Origin of the sequence: Xenorhabdus sp. BG5, from assembly GCF_015163665.1 — a bacterium.
Lineage (GTDB): Bacteria > Pseudomonadota > Gammaproteobacteria > Enterobacterales > Enterobacteriaceae > Xenorhabdus.
In genome coordinates, this window is the sequence record NZ_JADEUG010000002.1 from 34910 (window position 1) to 51620 (window position 16711).

At 42.7% G+C, this 16711-nt stretch carries 16 protein-coding genes; 9 read left to right on the top strand and 7 right to left on the bottom strand.

What is annotated here, in order from left to right:
* Positions 1-83: 83 nt before the first annotated feature.
* Entirely contained in the window at positions 84-2363 is a 2280-nt protein-coding gene (gene maeB, locus IQ209_RS02175) for an NADP-dependent oxaloacetate-decarboxylating malate dehydrogenase (RefSeq protein WP_193848569.1), read from the bottom strand.
* Between the two features lie 542 nt (positions 2364-2905).
* Between maeB and IQ209_RS02180 the strand changes: the two genes are divergently transcribed.
* From IQ209_RS02180 to IQ209_RS02200, 5 genes are all read left to right on the top strand, one after another.
* Positions 2906-3541, top strand: coding sequence for a response regulator (locus IQ209_RS02180; protein WP_189759156.1), 636 nt, complete (start codon positions 2906-2908; stop codon positions 3539-3541).
* 317 nt (positions 3542-3858) lie between these two features.
* Complete coding sequence (locus IQ209_RS02185) at positions 3859-4281, top strand: ArsC family reductase (RefSeq protein WP_193848823.1); 423 nt, start codon at positions 3859-3861, stop codon at positions 4279-4281.
* Between the two features lie 14 nt (positions 4282-4295).
* On the top strand, positions 4296-5423 hold the full coding sequence (gene dapE, locus IQ209_RS02190; RefSeq protein WP_193848571.1) for a succinyl-diaminopimelate desuccinylase: 1128 nt from the start codon (positions 4296-4298) through the stop codon (positions 5421-5423).
* On the top strand, positions 5420-6088 hold the full coding sequence (locus IQ209_RS02195) for a M15 family metallopeptidase (protein WP_193848573.1): 669 nt from the start codon (positions 5420-5422) through the stop codon (positions 6086-6088). Before dapE ends, IQ209_RS02195 begins: the two co-directional genes overlap by 4 nt.
* 224 nt (positions 6089-6312) lie before the next feature.
* Entirely contained in the window at positions 6313-6507 is a 195-nt protein-coding gene (locus IQ209_RS02200; RefSeq protein ID WP_189759159.1) for a YpfN family protein, read from the top strand.
* Here the strand turns inward: IQ209_RS02200 and IQ209_RS02205 are convergent.
* Complete coding sequence (locus IQ209_RS02205; RefSeq protein WP_193848575.1) at positions 6452-8587, bottom strand: tRNA(Met) cytidine acetyltransferase TmcA; 2136 nt, start codon at positions 8585-8587, stop codon at positions 6452-6454. The genes IQ209_RS02200 and IQ209_RS02205 overlap by 56 nt on opposite strands.
* A gap of 69 nt (positions 8588-8656) precedes the next feature.
* Complete coding sequence (locus tag IQ209_RS02210) at positions 8657-9109, bottom strand: DUF441 domain-containing protein (RefSeq protein ID WP_193848577.1); 453 nt, start codon at positions 9107-9109, stop codon at positions 8657-8659.
* Positions 9110-9458: 349 nt separating this feature from the next.
* Here IQ209_RS02210 and IQ209_RS02215 point away from each other — a divergent pair, with 349 nt between their 5' ends.
* Positions 9459-9812 (top strand): hypothetical protein, encoded by a 354-nt coding sequence (locus IQ209_RS02215; protein ID WP_193848579.1) that lies wholly within the window; start codon positions 9459-9461, stop codon positions 9810-9812.
* Positions 9813-9908: 96 nt separating this feature from the next.
* On the opposite strand, the gene purC is transcribed toward IQ209_RS02215, so the two are convergent.
* The 3 genes from purC to dapA form a co-directional block, all read right to left on the bottom strand.
* Positions 9909-10622: a phosphoribosylaminoimidazolesuccinocarboxamide synthase gene (purC, locus tag IQ209_RS02220; protein ID WP_193848581.1), complete on the bottom strand. Its 714-nt coding sequence runs from the start codon at positions 10620-10622 to the stop codon at positions 9909-9911.
* 93 nt (positions 10623-10715) lie between these two features.
* A complete protein-coding gene (bamC, locus tag IQ209_RS02225) occupies positions 10716-11762 on the bottom strand; it encodes an outer membrane protein assembly factor BamC (protein WP_193848583.1) in 1047 nt (348 codons plus the stop codon).
* 17 nt (positions 11763-11779) lie between these two features.
* Positions 11780-12679: a 4-hydroxy-tetrahydrodipicolinate synthase gene (gene dapA, locus IQ209_RS02230; RefSeq protein ID WP_193848585.1), complete on the bottom strand. Its 900-nt coding sequence runs from the start codon at positions 12677-12679 to the stop codon at positions 11780-11782.
* Between the two features lie 244 nt (positions 12680-12923).
* On the opposite strand from dapA, the gene IQ209_RS02235 reads away from it, so the two are divergent.
* Positions 12924-13481: a glycine cleavage system transcriptional repressor gene (locus IQ209_RS02235; protein WP_193848587.1), complete on the top strand. Its 558-nt coding sequence runs from the start codon at positions 12924-12926 to the stop codon at positions 13479-13481.
* 14 nt (positions 13482-13495) lie between these two features.
* Positions 13496-13963 carry a thioredoxin-dependent thiol peroxidase gene (gene bcp, locus IQ209_RS02240; RefSeq protein WP_193848589.1) on the top strand — a complete coding sequence of 156 codons (468 nt, stop codon included), beginning with the start codon at positions 13496-13498 and terminating at the stop codon, positions 13961-13963.
* Between the two features lie 63 nt (positions 13964-14026).
* On the opposite strand, the gene IQ209_RS02245 is transcribed toward bcp, so the two are convergent.
* Complete coding sequence (locus IQ209_RS02245; protein WP_193848591.1) at positions 14027-15094, bottom strand: AI-2E family transporter; 1068 nt, start codon at positions 15092-15094, stop codon at positions 14027-14029.
* Between the two features lie 147 nt (positions 15095-15241).
* On the opposite strand from IQ209_RS02245, the gene IQ209_RS02250 reads away from it, so the two are divergent.
* Positions 15242-16705: a M48 family metallopeptidase gene (locus tag IQ209_RS02250; RefSeq protein ID WP_193848592.1), complete on the top strand. Its 1464-nt coding sequence runs from the start codon at positions 15242-15244 to the stop codon at positions 16703-16705.
* Positions 16706-16711: the final 6 nt, after the last annotated feature.

Consider the following 16711-nt stretch of genomic DNA (forward strand, 5'->3'; position numbering starts at 1 on the left):
ATTAAAAAACCCTGCCAGGCATAATCCTAACAGGGTAGTTCACCGATTTATCCCAAATTCACGGTGAGAATGGGGCGTTATTTTTATAGTGGGTCTGTTTGTGCTTCAACAGCCGCCAACGCCACCATATTCACGATACGACGTACAGAAGCAATCGGTGTCAGGATATGAACAGGCTTCGCAACCCCCATCAAAACTGGGCCAACAGTTACCCCTTCTGAACTAGTCACACGCAGCAAGTTATAGCTGATACGAGCCGCTTCCATATTCGGCATAATTAACAGGTTTGCTGAGCCTTTCAACGGGCTGTCCGGCATGATATCGCGGCGGATACTTTCCACCAGCGCAGCATCACCATGCATTTCACCATCAATTTCAAGCGATGGTGCCATTTGCTGAACCAATGCCAGTGTCTTACGCATTTTTTGCGCAGAATCACAATCAGAAGAGCCAAAACTTGAGCGTGATAGCAAGGCTACTTTAGGTTCAATACCAAAACGGCGAACAGTTTCAGCCGCCATCAGCGTGATTTCTGCCAACTCTTCTGGGCTTGGATTTTCATTAACATAAGTATCGGCAATGAACGTATTCCCCATCGGTAACATCAAGGCGTTCATGGCACCTGCGGTATGCACTCCCTGGCGGAAACCAAAGACATCTTTCACGACCTGATAATGTTCACTGTAACTGCCAACAGTGCCACAAATCAGGCCATCTGCTTCACCACGGTGTACCATGATTGCGCCTATCAGCGTTGGATTACCAATCACTGCCCGACGTGCTTGCTCTTGCGAAACACCACGGCGTTTCATCATTTGATAATATTCTTGCCAATATTCTTTGAAACGTGGATCATTTTCATTGTTCACCACTTCAAAATCTTTACCCGCTTCAATATGCAGCCCCTGCTTTTTAATCCGCATTTCAATAACGCCAGGGCGGCCAATCAGGACAGGGAATGCCAGCCCAAGGGAGACAAGTTCTTGAGTCGCATGCAGTACACGAACATCTTCCCCTTCTGCCAATACAATTCGTTTCTTCTCTTTTTTGGCCTGGGAAAAAATGGGTTTCATAAATAAGTTGGTCTTATAGACAAACTCATTGAGTTTCTCAATATATGCCCCGAAATCGGTAATAGGTCGGGTTGCCACACCAGATTCCATCGCCGCTTTCGCTACCGCCGGTGCAATTTTTACAATCAAGCGAGGATCAAACGGTTTTGGAATGATGTAATCGGGGCCAAAGAACAGGTCTTGATCGCCATAGGCAGAAGCAACTTCCTGACTTTGCTCTGCCAGTGCAAGATCAGCAATGGCATGCACACAGGCAAGTTTCATTTCTTCATTAATGGTTGTGGCCCCAACATCCAATGCGCCACGGAAAATGAACGGGAAGCAAAGAACGTTATTCACCTGATTAGGGAAATCAGAACGGCCAGTACAAATAATGGCATCAGGACGTACTGCTTTTGCCAATGGTGGCAAAATTTCTGGCTCTGGATTGGCTAATGCCATAATGAGCGGATTTTTTGCCATGGTTTTCACCATGTCTTGTGTCAATACGCCTGGCCCGGAACAACCCAGGAAAATATCAGCATCAGGGATCACATCTGCCAATGTACGGCTGCCATTATCTTCAATAGCATAATCCGCCTTGGTCTTTTCCATGTTCTCTTCGCGGCCACGATAAATAACCCCTTTTGAGTCACAGACGACAATATTTTCACGTTTTAAACCCAATGCTACCAGCAGGTTCATACAAGCAATTGAAGCAGCTCCAGCCCCCGATACCACCATGCGCACTTTGCCAATGTCTTTATTAACTACCCGCAATCCATTCAGCACAGCTGCGGTACAGATAATGGCTGTACCATGTTGATCATCGTGGAATACAGGAATTTTCATGCGCTCACGGAGTTTCTGCTCAATGTAGAAACACTCCGGTGCTTTAATATCTTCGAGGTTGATTCCACCAAAAGTGGGTTCCAGCGCTGCGATAATATCAATCAATTTATCAGGGTTGGATTCATCCACTTCGATGTCAAAAACATCAATACCCGAGAATTTTTTAAATAAAACACCCTTCCCTTCCATAACAGGTTTACCGGCTAATGCACCGATATTACCCAGCCCTAAAACAGCGCTGCCGTTAGAGATAACCGCAACAAGATTGCCACGTGCAGTATATTTATAAGCCGCCAAAGGATCTTCTGCTATTTCAAGACAAGGTGCAGCAACACCCGGTGAGTATGCCAATGCCAAATCACGTTGCGTTGCCAGTGGCTTGGTTGGTGTCACCGTAATTTTTCCAGGTTGTGGGAACTCATGAAAATCAAGAGCGCTTTGTTTTAATTTTTCATCCATCATCAGATCCTTTACGCGTCATGTCTTAGTGAAAACCGTTTCAGTATAATAGTTACGGAAGGTTAAATCATGATGTCAGCAGCATTTTGTTCATAATCTTTAAAATCAAGGTGCAAAAACAAACAAATGATGACTTTACGTTAATCAATATTATATAGATATTATCTTAATGATACCCACATAGGGGTATTTCATCTCAAATTAATAACCTGATAAATTAATTAAAGATGGATTTTTAAATTAACATTTAAAATAAGTTTACAAAAACAAAACTTAATCTATAAAATATTCATCCAAATTTATTTGGAAAATTACTAGCAATTAAGGAAACACATTTTCTTATGAAAGTGAATTTCATTTCATCTGAGTGGTTAAACCTGTTTGCGCCATTTCTATTTTTATATCAGGATATATTCCCAGAATCTCATTAACGATGATTCAATATATTCCATAAAAATCACACAGCGATTTAACATAAAGCAGAAACCTGTCTTTTATGTTTTATTAAACATAAATCTGCATTTCTATATGGGAGAAAGAATATGCATAATCATTCAGTCATGATAGTTGATGATCATCCTATCATTCGTCACGGCTTAAAAGGGTTGATTGAATTAGAACGAGAACTCATTGTGACTGCCGAAACTGGCAATGGCGAAGACGCAATTAATATCGCTTGCCAAATAAAGCCTGACATTATTCTGATAGATTTAAAAATCAATGGTCTTTCAGGGATTGATACGATTAAATCTCTCCGCCGCAAAGGGCTGGATTCCTATATCCTGGTACTTTCCGATTCAGATCACAGAAGTGATATTTACGATGCCGTTGATGCCGGTGCGAATGGTTATTTATTAAAAGATATCGAGCTTACCTCTCTATTGAACAACATAAAAAAAGCTATAGATGGTCATGCGGTGTTCAGTGAAAAAGTCCATCAATATTTATCCACTCGCCATCTTTATGTTGATCCGTTATCAAAATTAACCAAACGTGAATTAGATGTTTTAAAAGAAATTGCAGAAGGGATGACAAATAAAGAAATTGCTGATTTCCTTTTTATTTCAGAAGAAACGGTGAAAGTCCACACCCGTAACTTATTGAAAAAACTTAAATCACGTTCCCGTCTCGAAGCCACTATCATCTATCTAAAACACAGAAAAACAGAGTTCATTTAACATTGGCTTGTTGCTTAACGCCCGAAGACGAAACACAATTTCCCTCATTTTTACCAATGGGGAAATTGTGAGTTATCAAGAATTATAAATTAATTAGGAACAAATTAATGTTGCATATAATAAATAATGATATTATATATAGGTTTATTACTTGAAATGAAGGCAATCTGTTTTTGTCGATAATTTAAACATACGTGACGTCAATGCCAGGAAAAAGCAGACAGAAAGTATGCGTAAAAACGCGTTATCTGGATAAAATAGCCAATTTCCCGCATTATGTCGGATATGTTGAACAAGACAAAATCAAGGCTCTCATCATGTCAAATACCCCTTTTCATCCAGATACCCTTTCTCACAAAATAGCCATTCTCTACGGTATCAAAAACTGCGATACCATAAAAAAAGCGCGTCGTTGGTTAGACGATCAAAAAATACCTTATCAATTCCATGATTATCGGGTTGATGGTCTATCCCCTGAATTACTTCAATCATTTATTGAGCAAGTTGGCTGGGAATCGCTCCTGAATACCCGTGGCACAACATGGCGCAAATTGCCCGATGAGCAAAAAGCCACGATTAACAATGCTGACGCTGCCAAGGCACTCATGCTGGAACACCCTTCAATCATAAAACGCCCTTTATTGGTTTCAGGCTCAGAAAATTCAAAAAGCGCAGGAACAGAAAAGTACTTACTCGGTTTCAAGGCAGAACAATATCAACAATTTTTCTCGCATGACTAGATGAGGAGAGCATCATGACTTGTCCGGTAATTGACCTTGCTCAGCAGTTAATCAAGCGTTCTTCTGTCAGCCCAGATGATCAAGGTTGTCAGGAACTGCTTATCCAGCGCCTGCAAGACATCGGTTTCACAATAGAACGAATGCCTTTTGGCGATACCCAAAACTTTTGGGCTTATCGTGGCACCGGAGTGACTTTTGCTCTTGCTGGACACACCGATGTTGTCCCTGCTGGCGATATCTCACAATGGCAAACCCCGCCCTTCGAACCTTCTATCCGTGATGGAATGCTGTATGGCCGTGGCGCCGCAGATATGAAAGGCTCTCTGGCGGCAATGGTGGTTGCCGCTGAACGTTTTGTCGCAAAAAATCCTGCGCATAAAGGTCGTCTGGCTTTTTTGATCACCTCCGACGAAGAGGCCAAAGCCACCAATGGTACAATTAAGGTTGTTGAAACATTAATGTCCCGCCATGAACGTTTAGATTATTGCCTGGTGGGTGAACCATCTAGCCAGAAATGCCTTGGGGATACGATTAAAAACGGACGACGGGGATCGCTAACTGCCAGCTTAACTATCTTTGGCACCCAAGGGCATGTTGCTTATCCACAGTTAGCAGATAATCCTATCCATCGTTCAATGCCTTTTCTGCAAGAACTCGTCAATACTCAATGGGACAACGGCAATGCATTTTTCCCTGCCACAAGTATGCAAGTCGCCAATATTCAGGCTGGAACCGGCAGTAATAACATTATTCCTGGTAAACTGTGGGTGCAATTTAATTTCCGTTTCAGCACTGAACTGACAGATAACGAGATCCGCCAACAGGTTGAAGATATGCTGAAAAAGCATCATCTAACATATGAGATTGACTGGTGGTTATCAGGCCAGCCTTTCCTCACCTGCAAGGGAGCTCTTGTTGACACTGTAGTGGGATCCATTGAGTACTATTGTGGCTATAAACCCGAGCTATCAACCGGTGGCGGTACATCAGATGGACGTTTTATTGCCAGGATGGGAGCTCAGGTCGTGGAATTGGGGCCAATCAATGCCACCATCCATAAAACCAATGAATGTGTCAAAGTAACTGATTTACAAAATTTGAGCCTGATTTATCAACGTATCATGGAGCAATTAATCCAATGATGACCCCTGAAGCTTTGACCGGCCTCTCCACTGATCACCTGGTCACTCTGACCGGCAATCACCGTTTGCAGTTTAATGCCACCAAAGCGTTTCTTGCCATGCAAAAAGAAGCTACCAAAGCAGGTTTTAAGCTACAACCTGCCAGTTCGTTCCGCGATTTCACACGCCAACAAACTATCTGGAATGAAAAATTCCGTGGTCAGCGTCCAGTATTAGATGAGAATAGCCAACCCCTTGATGTCTCGAAAATGGATGAAGGAGAACGCTGTAAAGCCATTCTTCGTTGGTCAGCCTTGCCAGGAGCCAGCCGCCATCATTGGGGTACGGAACTGGATATTTACGATCCCTTTCTGCTCCCAGAAGGTAAAAAATTGCAGCTAGAACCGTGGGAGTATGAAAATGGCGGATACTTTGAGCCATTAACCCACTGGCTGACAGAAAACATGGCTCAGTATGATTTCTACCGTCCCTTTACGCGCCATGATGCAGGTGTAGCTTATGAACCGTGGCATATCAGCTATTGGCCATTATCCCATGGAGCCGAAAATTTATTCGATGAACAAGTTCTATTAAATGCTTGGGAAGATCGTGATATTGCTGGCATAAACTGGTTAAAAACCAACCTATCCTATATATTTGAAAAATACATCAGGATAATAGATTAAGAAAACGATAAATCAGGAAAATAGCAGAACAGCTGGTTATGAAAATAATTAGCAGATATACCAATCACCTTTCAAGATGCGTCTTATATCTCCCCGCACAGCGGGGAGATATAAGCAATCACATTGATTTGTAAGCTGCGACTTAAAGTTGGATTGGTATAAAAATAATTCATTAGGCTCCTGAGCCTTATGGAAGAGGCTCTAAACATTCTGAGGAAAATACCATGCAATGGTTGATAGATTATTGGTGGATTGTTCTGTTAGTGCTCGTCGGCATTATTGTTAATGCAGTAAAAGCACTAAGCCGCGTCGATAAGAAATCTTTCTTAGATAACAAACCCGAATTGCCCCCGCACCGAGATCTTAATGCTCAATGGGATGATGAGGATGATTGGCCGCAGCGGGATCGCAAGAAATAACCCGGTCTTTCCAGTGCTTGGCAAGTATTTTATCGATGCTTGCCAATGCATCGGCAGTCTCTTCACGCCAGTGTCTTAATAGGGCTTTACGGCCACTCAGCGATGAATCACTAACACATTGTTCGATACTTAGCCGCTGTTGCAGATGTTTTCTCAACGCAGGCAAGGGCAAATTGCTCTTCAACAGTAATCTCTGTAATGCAAAATAAGACGCTGACAGAGGACGATGAGCAAATGCAAACCCTGCCAATTCCTGCCAATCACTGTCATTGAGCCATTCATCACTATCATGCTCAACTGGCAAGGCAAAGCCGAGTAACGCTCCCAATCCTCTGGCATCTCTGGCTAATCGTTGTTGTGCAGATTGGGCAAATCGTTCTCCCTGCTCACTCAAAGGCAAAACAGCCATCGCGGTATAACAACCACTACTCGCTTCTCGGTGAGTTCCCATTCTCACCAAGCGAAAACCACATTTTTGCCAAAGAGCCCACAGTTCAGCGGTATAACCAAAACTAACAGAGATGAAATCCAGCTTTTGTTTACTGGCTTCCTGACATTGTTGAATTATCAAATGTTGTGCGATACCACGGCGGCGATATTGAGCTTGTACGGCAATACGGCTGATTCGCTGTGATCGCAAAGTTGCAGCCTGCGGAAAACCGCTATGTGCTGCCAAGGATTGAGCCACTAAATTGCCTCTTGGCCGCCGACGCCCTGCCCAGATCTCATGCGCTAATGTCTGTGACAAACCACCTTCGTTCACCATCCACAATGCGCCAATCAATTGCTGCTTATGTTCTGGAGAATCAGAAAGGGCAGCCAAGAATGTCATTCCGCTACCATCCATTAATCGCCGCAGATCAAGGGGAGATGTACGGTAATGTGCACTGGTTAATAAGCCATAAAATTGGCGTAATAATGTGGAGTGTTGTAACCATTCAAGCTGACATATCGGGTGAAAATGCAATTCTTCTGCGGTTAATGGTGTGTCATAAACGAGCGGTTTATCATCGAATAACAGAGCGCTATCCAGCCACGCTTCCAATGGATCATTTTCAGCCCAACGCATAGGGGTTTTCAACTCACGAATATGGCAATCAGGCAATTCAGCACAAAGTTTCAATAAAAAACCGCGTCCTGTTCCCTCATAACCCTGGACTGTTGAAGTCAACAATACTCGTGGAAAATGGCGGATTAATTCTGCTAATTGTGGCGTTGGGATCGCGGCTGCTTCGTCAATCAATAACCAATCAGCATCGCTTTTATTTTTCGGTTGACCTTTTTTCGCTCGGCAATATTTCAACACATTGTCTACTGACCAAAAAGGCGTTTCTTGTTCCAAAGACTTCTGTTCAGCAGAATCTGAGATAGCGGAGTAACGTCGAATAACTTCTGTGGTTATTTTGGCAGGAGCACATAACCAGCATTTTCCCTGCCAATATCGCACTAACATTCCTGCCAGAGCCGATTTTCCCCGTCCCCGTGGTGCGGTAATCACCCAAACGCCTCGTATGGCCTGTAACAATTCCGTAAGAATAGATTGCTGGCTTACCGTAGGCTTGCCATCAGGCATCTGCCACGCTCCGGTTGCAGGCAATGGTGATATCTGAGATAGCTGCAAAGGTATTTCCTGACGCCATAATAATACTTCAGGAAAGGCGAGGATTTGCTGCTGAATATGACGAATAAAATTAGGCGTCGAAATAACGCCTGACGATTCATTCCAGCGCAAACTATCTTCATCGGGCTGTTCGGGCCATTGTGACCAGGCTGGTACGCGCATAACCAACCAGCTTCCCGCTTTTAGTGTGCCAGCCAATATCGCCAATGCTTCTGCATTAACGCCTTGAGTCGCATCAAAAACACCATGCAAGAATTCACGGCCAAGTAAGCTGACAGCTTTTGTTGGTTCAATAGCACCCGACACATGGGCTGAAACCGTTAACCAGTCCCCTTGAAACTGTTTCGTTAGCTGATTGATAATCCATTCACTCCATTGCGGATCACCACTCAAAACAACTAAACGGCGCTGTCCCTGTTGTTGCATCTGTGCCTGTAACATGGTCCATACGCTATACATAGTAAGAACTATCCATAAAGTGAACTGTATAACAGGTGAAATATCTGATGGTTAAAACTACTCGCATGGTCATGATTTACCAATCATAAGTGATAAAATGCCAGCGGCAATCAAAGGGCCTACCGGAACACCCTTAAATAGAGCCACGCCCAATACAGTGCCGACCAATAATCCAGCCACGGTAGAAGGCTGACCAGACATTAAAGTCACGCCACGGCTTCCCAACCATGACACAAGGACACCAACAACAATAGCCAACAGTGATTTCCAATTTAAGAAAGAGCTAAAAATTTCCTGTGCGGAGATTTTCCCGCTTGCGATAGGAGCCATGACTCCTACAGTCAGAATCAGGATACCTATCGTCAAGCCGTACTTTTCCACCCAAGGGAAAAACTGATTCAATGGCGTGATACGAACTACCAATAGAAATAACATGGCAAGTGTCACTGTCATGTTATGGCTGATGATGCCAAGCCCCGCAAGCACGAGTAAAATAAGTAGAGTAGGATCGATATGACTCATGAGTTTTTTATTTCCTATAAACTCCGATAAAACACTGTTTGACTATTTTTAAACCAGGCAACATAAATTCTGGCAGGGAAAAGATGATAACTTAAAATTTTTGCACTTAAGCAAAAATATTCACAAAGAGCCATCCCAAAATTGGGTAATAGCGCAACAACGGGTAGTTTGTTAACATTCTTACTTTAAACAATCACATTGATAAATAATTAGCCATATAAACCAAGATATAACCCCTGTTTCTTGATAGTTAACCTTTTAAACACCAACGCCTTTTTGCCAAGGCAAATGCAGAAAAGTTGTAAGAAGTGCCTTGCAGCGAATATGCGTTCGTATAAGTGGTATGAATATGAAAAAATTAACGTCTTCCATGATAATCTGTCTCTCTTTAGCGGGTTGCACCACTCAATGGGTCCCTGCAACAAGTAATCCTGTTCCTTTCAGTGAAGCAAAAGTTGAATGCAGATTATCAGCATTACAACAATTTCCTATCAGAAATGAAGTCGCCCAAAGATCAACACTGAAAATGGTGCAGCAACCTTGTTTCGATAAAGAGCAATGTGGAAAAAACGGTTACTACAGTCAAAATGTCCCCATGATCGAAAGCTATGTGACGGATGTTAACGAGGGTTCCAGAAGTGAATTTTATTACGACTGTATGCACCAAAAGGGCTGGAAGCAAATAACCAAATCCCTACTTTAATTTATTCAACGTGCAAGACAGGGACAGGATGCCCTTTTGATTATCAGAGCATCCTGCCTATTTTACATTATATTTTTTAAGTAATCGTTTGCGTAATTAGTCCAAAATAACGCCAATACGGCGTGCAACTTCCTCATACGCTTCGATCAAGCCACCAAGGCTTTGGCGAAAACGATCTTTATCCATTTTATCCATCGTCTGCTTATCCCATAAGCGGCTGCCATCCGGTGAAAATTCATCTCCCAATATGACCTTGCCCTTGAACAAACCAAATTCCAACTTAAAATCCACCAGAATCAAGCCCGCATCATCAAACAGTTTGCTTAATACTTCATTGGCCTTGTAGCTCAGACGTTTCATCTCAGCTAAGTGCGCTTTGCTCACCCAACCGAATGTCTCACAGTAGGATTCATTAACCATAGGATCATGTTTGGCATCATCTTTCAGAAACAGGTCAAACAGTGGCGGATTAAGCACCATTCCCTCTTCCACCCCCAAACGCTTAACAAGGGAACCTGCGGCACGGTTACGAATAACACACTCAACAGGCACCATATCAAGTTTTTTTACCAAGGATTCATTATCTGACAACAGTTGTTCCATTTGCGTCGGAATGCCCGCTTCTTCCAGTTTACTCATAATGAAATGATTGAATTTATTATTCACCATTCCCTTACGATCGAACTGTTCAATGCGTTCACCATCCAATGCTGATGTATCATTACGGAATTCCAGCACAAGTAAATCAGGATTATCAGTGGTATACACTGTTTTTGCTTTTCCACGATACAACTCAGCTTTTTTCTGCATCTTACACTCCAGAAATATAACGTCTTTAAACGTAACTAATTAAACAAAAAACGCATCCAAAAGATAAAAGGGGCCACCGGCCCCTTTTATCTATTACTTATCCTTGGATTGGCTAAACGCGACTTCCAGCGCAGCCACCATTTGATCATTTTCAAATTGAGTCAGCGGCTTACCTTTGTCGCTGATAAATTGCAGGCTGCTTCGGTTATCCAAATCACCTACCTGTAACTTATAATTTCCTCCGTGGATGGAAGGTGCTTCTACTCCCAGCGCTTTCCAGTCAGAAGAACTACGTTCTTCATAAGTCACCGCTATCGCTCCGGTAGAACGAGTACGATCCGTGACTTTCATACCGATGCTTTCCAACGCGTATGGCAATCTGTTCCAGACTATGTTGTATGGTGCACGCACGATAATTTGCGGCAATCCAGTATTATCACTACCGCTTTGTACCGATAGTGGACCTGAATTTTTAGCACTGCTCAGGCTCGCTGCTTCTTGTTGCTGGCTTAAGTCACTCGCCAATTTATTGAGCATCACGATGTTGTAACGCTGGATTTGTATCGGATCGGTAATTTCCTTTGCTCCCTGTTTCAAACCTTCGTTCGCAACAGATAATGCTATTTGGTAATCCTGTTTGGTCACTGAAATACGGTAACGCCCCTGATAAGGAACATTTTCATCCGCCCGTTGCCATGTAACCCAATCTGTCGTCAAGGTTTGTGCAGCATCATCTTTCTGGCTGATCTTATATCCTTTTTCCGCCAACAGATTGTTTACCTGAGACCATAATTCACTGTATTCAGGAGTATTTTCAAGCAACAACTTACTGCTGTTAGCACTATTTTCAACGCGGGAACCCGTCAACAATGCAAGAGTTTGCAATGGAGGACGTATATCCAAATCTTTACCCACAGCCCCCGTTGTAGTGGTTGTCGGAAGATTATACTCACCATTTTGTAGCGGTAATGTCATTCCCGCAGGGACGTTCAATAATTTCAATGGAGGCGTTTCTAGATAGGATTGATCCCCGCTTATCTGACGTTTATAGTGCTGATCGCTGGAGCAGGCAGCTAAAAAAACGACCAATGACAGTCCAGCAATCTTCATGACCTTCGATTTTTGCAATAATGTTGCCATTAAAATTCCCTAAAATTTTACAGTAATCCAGCTATTTTCAAGGCACTACCAACTGGAATTTGCCCTTCCTGCGTTAGCGGAACCATTGGCAAACGCAATGTATCATCGGCAATCAACCCCAATTGACGGCAAGCCCACTTAACTGGTGTCGGGCTAGGTTCAACAAATAATTGATGATGCAATTCCATCAGTTGGCTGTTCAGTTTACGAGCTTGCAAAAATTCACCTTGCTCAACCAATTCACACACCTGCGCCATTTCCGCTGCCGCAACATTTGCCGTAACAGAAATAACCCCTTTACCACCAAGCTGCATGAAATCGACAAAATTTGCATCATCACCACTCAGAAGAATGAAATCTTCATCACTAACCAATTCTTGGATCTGACTAACACGACTTAAGTTCCCTGTCGCTTCCTTAAGCGCAACAATATTTTTCAATTTCGCTAAGCGAGCAACAGTCGGTGGCAATAAATCACATCCGGTACGAGATGGCACATTATACAGAATTTGTGGTAAGTCAGTATTCTCAGCGATTGCCTTATAGTGCAAATATAAACCTTCCTGTGAGGGTCTATTATAATAAGGTGTGACTGACAGGCAACCCACAACCCCCGTGTTTTCGAAACGGTTGGTCAGAGAGATAGCTTCTGCTGTGGCATTTGCTCCTGTTCCGGCAATCACCGGAATACGTCCATCAGCCATTTCCAGTGTTGTCAGCACAACATCAACGTGTTCGTCGTGGTTAAGTGTTGCACACTCGCCTGTTGTTCCAACAGACACAATCGCAGATGTGCCACTGGCGATATGATAATTAACCAATTTTTTCAAACTGGCCTTATCAATCTGACCAGCTGAGTTCATCGGAGTTATCAATGCAACTATACTGCCTGTAAAACCAGAATGATTGCTTACCATTGCCATTTCCCCTTAGTTAAACCTAAAACTGCAAATGAGAGGTTCATGGTACTTTCTTGCTATGCAGAAGAAAACTCTTTAACCACGCGATTTCAATGAATTTTGTTAATATCAAGTGTAGCTGATTAAACATAAATTATAATTTTGCTCCCTTAACAAAGGCGATTGACCTTCTCCTGATCATTTTTTATGTTAAAACACAATATACACAGCAAACACCAACTAAAATTAAAGGAAAATCGCTTTGCCAACATCAGAACAGCATTTTTTAGTGATCACTGCCCTAGGTACCGATCGTCCCGGCATCGTCAATACCATTACCCGCCTTGTCAGCACATGTGGCTGTAATATTGAAGACAGCCGTTTAGCGATGTTTGGCGAAGAATTTACTTTTATCATGTTGCTATCTGGTAGCTGGAACGCCATTACTTTGATCGAATCCACCTTGCCACAAAAAGGCGCAGAACTTGAATTACTCATAGTGATGAAACGTACCCGTTGCGGTGTTCAGAAAAAATTTCCTTCTACCATCACCGTTAAGGTGGACGTAATTGATTCGCCGGGAATTGTTGAGCGTTTTACCAGTTTGTTCACAGCCCAAGATCTTAATATCGCGGAACTGGTATCAAAAACTCACCCAGCCGAAGGAAATCACCCTGCCCGTCTGCAAATCCAAATCATTGGTCACAACCCAGTTGATGATAATGGCACGATATTTAAAGAAAATTTTCATCATCTATGTACAGAATTAAATGCACAAGGCAGTATTAGCGTACAAGATCATTTAAATCAAAACGATTAAACGGAGAGTAAGTGATGAGTCCATTGAAAGCCGGAGACAAGGCCCCACAATTCAGCCTTCCTGACCAAGATGGCGAACCCATTAATTTATCTGACTTCAAAGGTCAACGTGTTTTAGTCTATTTTTACCCCAAGGCCATGACACCAGGCTGCACAACCCAAGCATGTGGCTTACGTGATGCTATGGATGAGCTAAAAAACGCCAATGTTGAAGTCTTGGGTATCAGCCCAGATGCACCTGAAAAGCTATCCCGCTTTGTAGAAAAAGAAATGCTGAATTTCACGCTGCTTTCTGATATTGACCACCAAATTGCCGAACAGTTTGGTGTTTGGGGAGAAAAGCAGTTCATGGGAAAAATCTATGACGGTATTCACCGCATCAGTTTTTTAATTAACCCACAAGGTGAGATTGAACACGTTTTTAATAAATTCAAAACCAGTGATCATCATCAAGTTGTGCTGGATTACCTGAAACAACATTAATCGTAAGTTTCTAAGTTGCCGTTCAATCAATAAAGCGGCAACTTATTTAGTTTTACTTGTATTTTATTGCGTCGTATCTTCCAATTTGTCTTCCGGCCAGGCATGAATAACAGCTTTGATTAATGTGGCAAGTGGAATAGCAAAGAAAACACCCCAGAACCCCCATAATCCACCAAAAATAATGACAGAAAGGATAATAGCAAGCGGATGAAGATTGACAGCTTCCGAAAATAAGATCGGCACAAGCAGGTTACCATCTAATCCCTGTACTACCAGATATGCGACAAACAGCCCCCAGAAATCAGCCCCAATCCCCCATTGAAACAGCGCCACAACAATAACTGGAATGGTAACAAGTACGGTGCCGATATAAGGAGCAAGCACAGACAAACCGACCAAAACAGCAAGCAATAGCGCATAATGCAATCCAAAGAAGGCAAATACAACATACGTGCAGATAGTCAGTATAACCATTTCGGTCACTTTACCGCGGATATAATTGGTAATCTGCTGGTTCATTTCACGCCACACTTTCCCCGCCAAACTACGATTACGTGGCAATACTCGCCGCAATGCCGCCACTATTTGGTCTTTGTCTTTCAATAGAAAGAACACCATTAAAGGAACAAGGATCAGATAAATCGCCAGCGTCAATAATCCAATCAGAGATGCCACCGAAAACTTAAAAACGGATTCTCCCGCCAAAGAGAGTTTGCTACGCAGATTATCAGCAACCATATCGATAATGCCGGCATCAACCAGCGCAGGATAACGGGAGGGAAAAGTAAGCGCGTACTCATTAAACCGATTAATCATATTGGGAAGATCGGAGAATAAGTTTAAACCTTGCTGCCAGACGGTTGGAGCTACAATCAAGATCATCAATGCACTGATTCCCATAAATAGGGTTAATACAATGGCAACAGAGAATGTACGGCTACATCCCAACTTGCCTAATTGTGTCGTAGGCCACTCCAACAAATAAGCCAACACAATAGCTGCAAGGACAGGTGCCAGAATTCCATTAAAAAAGTAGATGATCCCAAAACCAACCAATAAAATGACTGATAATGCAACAACTTGTGGATCAGCGAAACGTCGACGATACCATTGCATGATCATATCCAACATAAATACAACTCCTTTGTAATAATACTTAATAAGTATTTTTCACTAAAATTTATTATGATTAATGGTTTTAAGGTACTCTTTTGTTCATAAAAGTATTCATGAAATTGATAGCTAAATCGGAGCACACTATTTTATGAGAATCGCTTTATGAGAAAAACACCCAGAAAATCTTTGATAACTATTTTTATCAGCCTGTTGTTATTGGGGAATCCTCCTGTACTCCCTGCATCAGCTGAAGATTCACTACCTGATATCGGCACCACAGCGGGAGCAACCCTCAGCATCAATCAGGAAATGGCTATGGGCGATTTATATATGCGCTCGATAAGGGCCCAGGCTCCTCTGATTTATGATCCACTGCTAACTCAATACATTAACCAATTAGGCCAAAAATTAGTCACTCATGCCGATTCAGTTAAAACGCCTTTCCATTTTTATCTGGTAGATAACCCCAACATTAATGCCCTCGCATTTTTCGGTGGTAATGTTGTTCTTCACTCGGGCCTGTTTCGCTATAGCAACAATGAAAGTGAACTGGCATCTGTCATGGCTCATGAGATTTCCCATGTTACGCAGCGACATTTAGCACGATGGATAGAAGAACAAAAACGTACCAGCCCGCTAGCATGGACCAGCACATTGGGTTCTATTTTGCTTATGATAGCTAATCCACAAGCCGGCATGGCCGCACTCAGCGGCACACTGGCAGGCGTCCAACAAGGCATGATCAGTTTTACCCAATCGAATGAGCAAGAAGCTGATCGTATTGGAATGCAAACGCTCAGTCGAGCGGGATTTGATCCACATGGTATGCCTGATTTTATGCAAATATTGGTAGATCAATCTCGCTATAGTTCCAAGCTACCTGAAATGCTATATACTCACCCATTACCTGCCAGCCGTCTGGCTGACGCCCGTAATCGGGCCAATCAATATCCAACGAAAGCCATTTCAGAATCCCAGGATTTTCTGTTCGCCCGTGTCCGTATTCTAACCCTGTATTCAACTGATCAACGTCCTTACATTGATCAATGGCTAAAGAAATATAGCCAGGGAACCACCAAAGAACAGCGGGCTGCTGCCTATGGACGCGCTATTTTGCTTTCTGAAGATAAGAAGTATGCCGAGGCCAGGGCAATACTCTCTCCATTGCTAGATAAACAACCGGATAACATTTGGTTTATTGATACAATGACTGATATTGACATCGGGCAAAAACAGCCTACCAACGCCATCGCTCGCTTGCAGGATGCACTCAAGAGACTGAAAAATAATCCGATATTGCAAATTAACCTCGCAAATGCCTATTTTATGGATAAAAAGTATTCTCAGGCATCACAACTTCTGTTTCGTTATACTTTCAATCACCCTGACGATCTTAATGGCTGGATACTGTTAAGAAAAGCGGCCGGAGCACAGGGAAAACACAATGATGAACTCGCCGCCTATGCGGAAATCATGGCATTGCAAGGTGATTTTGATTCCGCTATAGAACAACTTAGCAAAGCCAGTGCGTTGACCAAATTGGGTAGCTATGAACAAGAGCGATATGATGCCCGTATTGATCAATTGCGCCAACTGCAACAAAGTTATAACCAATATAAAAAATGAAGGATT

What these genes read in the sequence shown, in the direction of transcription:
- IQ209_RS02210 (WP_193848577.1), bottom strand. Translation starts at nt 9,109, where the DNA reads ATGAGTCATATCGATCCTACTCTACTTATTTTACTCGTGCTTGCGGGG.
- IQ209_RS02205 (WP_193848575.1), bottom strand. Translation starts at nt 8,587, where the DNA reads ATGTATAGCGTATGGACCATGTTACAGGCACAGATGCAACAACAGGGA.
- bcp (WP_193848589.1), top strand. Translation starts at nt 13,496, where the DNA reads ATGAGTCCATTGAAAGCCGGAGACAAGGCCCCACAATTCAGCCTTCCT.
- dapA (WP_193848585.1), bottom strand. Translation starts at nt 12,679, where the DNA reads ATGGTAAGCAATCATTCTGGTTTTACAGGCAGTATAGTTGCATTGATA.
- IQ209_RS02195 (WP_193848573.1), top strand. Translation starts at nt 5,420, where the DNA reads ATGATGACCCCTGAAGCTTTGACCGGCCTCTCCACTGATCACCTGGTC.
- maeB (WP_193848569.1), bottom strand. Translation starts at nt 2,363, where the DNA reads ATGGATGAAAAATTAAAACAAAGCGCTCTTGATTTTCATGAGTTCCCA.
- IQ209_RS02200 (WP_189759159.1), top strand. Translation starts at nt 6,313, where the DNA reads ATGCAATGGTTGATAGATTATTGGTGGATTGTTCTGTTAGTGCTCGTC.
- IQ209_RS02185 (WP_193848823.1), top strand. Translation starts at nt 3,859, where the DNA reads ATGTCAAATACCCCTTTTCATCCAGATACCCTTTCTCACAAAATAGCC.
- IQ209_RS02180 (WP_189759156.1), top strand. Translation starts at nt 2,906, where the DNA reads ATGCATAATCATTCAGTCATGATAGTTGATGATCATCCTATCATTCGT.
- dapE (WP_193848571.1), top strand. Translation starts at nt 4,296, where the DNA reads ATGACTTGTCCGGTAATTGACCTTGCTCAGCAGTTAATCAAGCGTTCT.
- purC (WP_193848581.1), bottom strand. Translation starts at nt 10,622, where the DNA reads ATGCAGAAAAAAGCTGAGTTGTATCGTGGAAAAGCAAAAACAGTGTAT.
- IQ209_RS02215 (WP_193848579.1), top strand. Translation starts at nt 9,459, where the DNA reads ATGAAAAAATTAACGTCTTCCATGATAATCTGTCTCTCTTTAGCGGGT.
- IQ209_RS02245 (WP_193848591.1), bottom strand. Translation starts at nt 15,094, where the DNA reads ATGTTGGATATGATCATGCAATGGTATCGTCGACGTTTCGCTGATCCA.
- bamC (WP_193848583.1), bottom strand. Translation starts at nt 11,762, where the DNA reads ATGGCAACATTATTGCAAAAATCGAAGGTCATGAAGATTGCTGGACTG.
- IQ209_RS02250 (WP_193848592.1), top strand. Translation starts at nt 15,242, where the DNA reads ATGAGAAAAACACCCAGAAAATCTTTGATAACTATTTTTATCAGCCTG.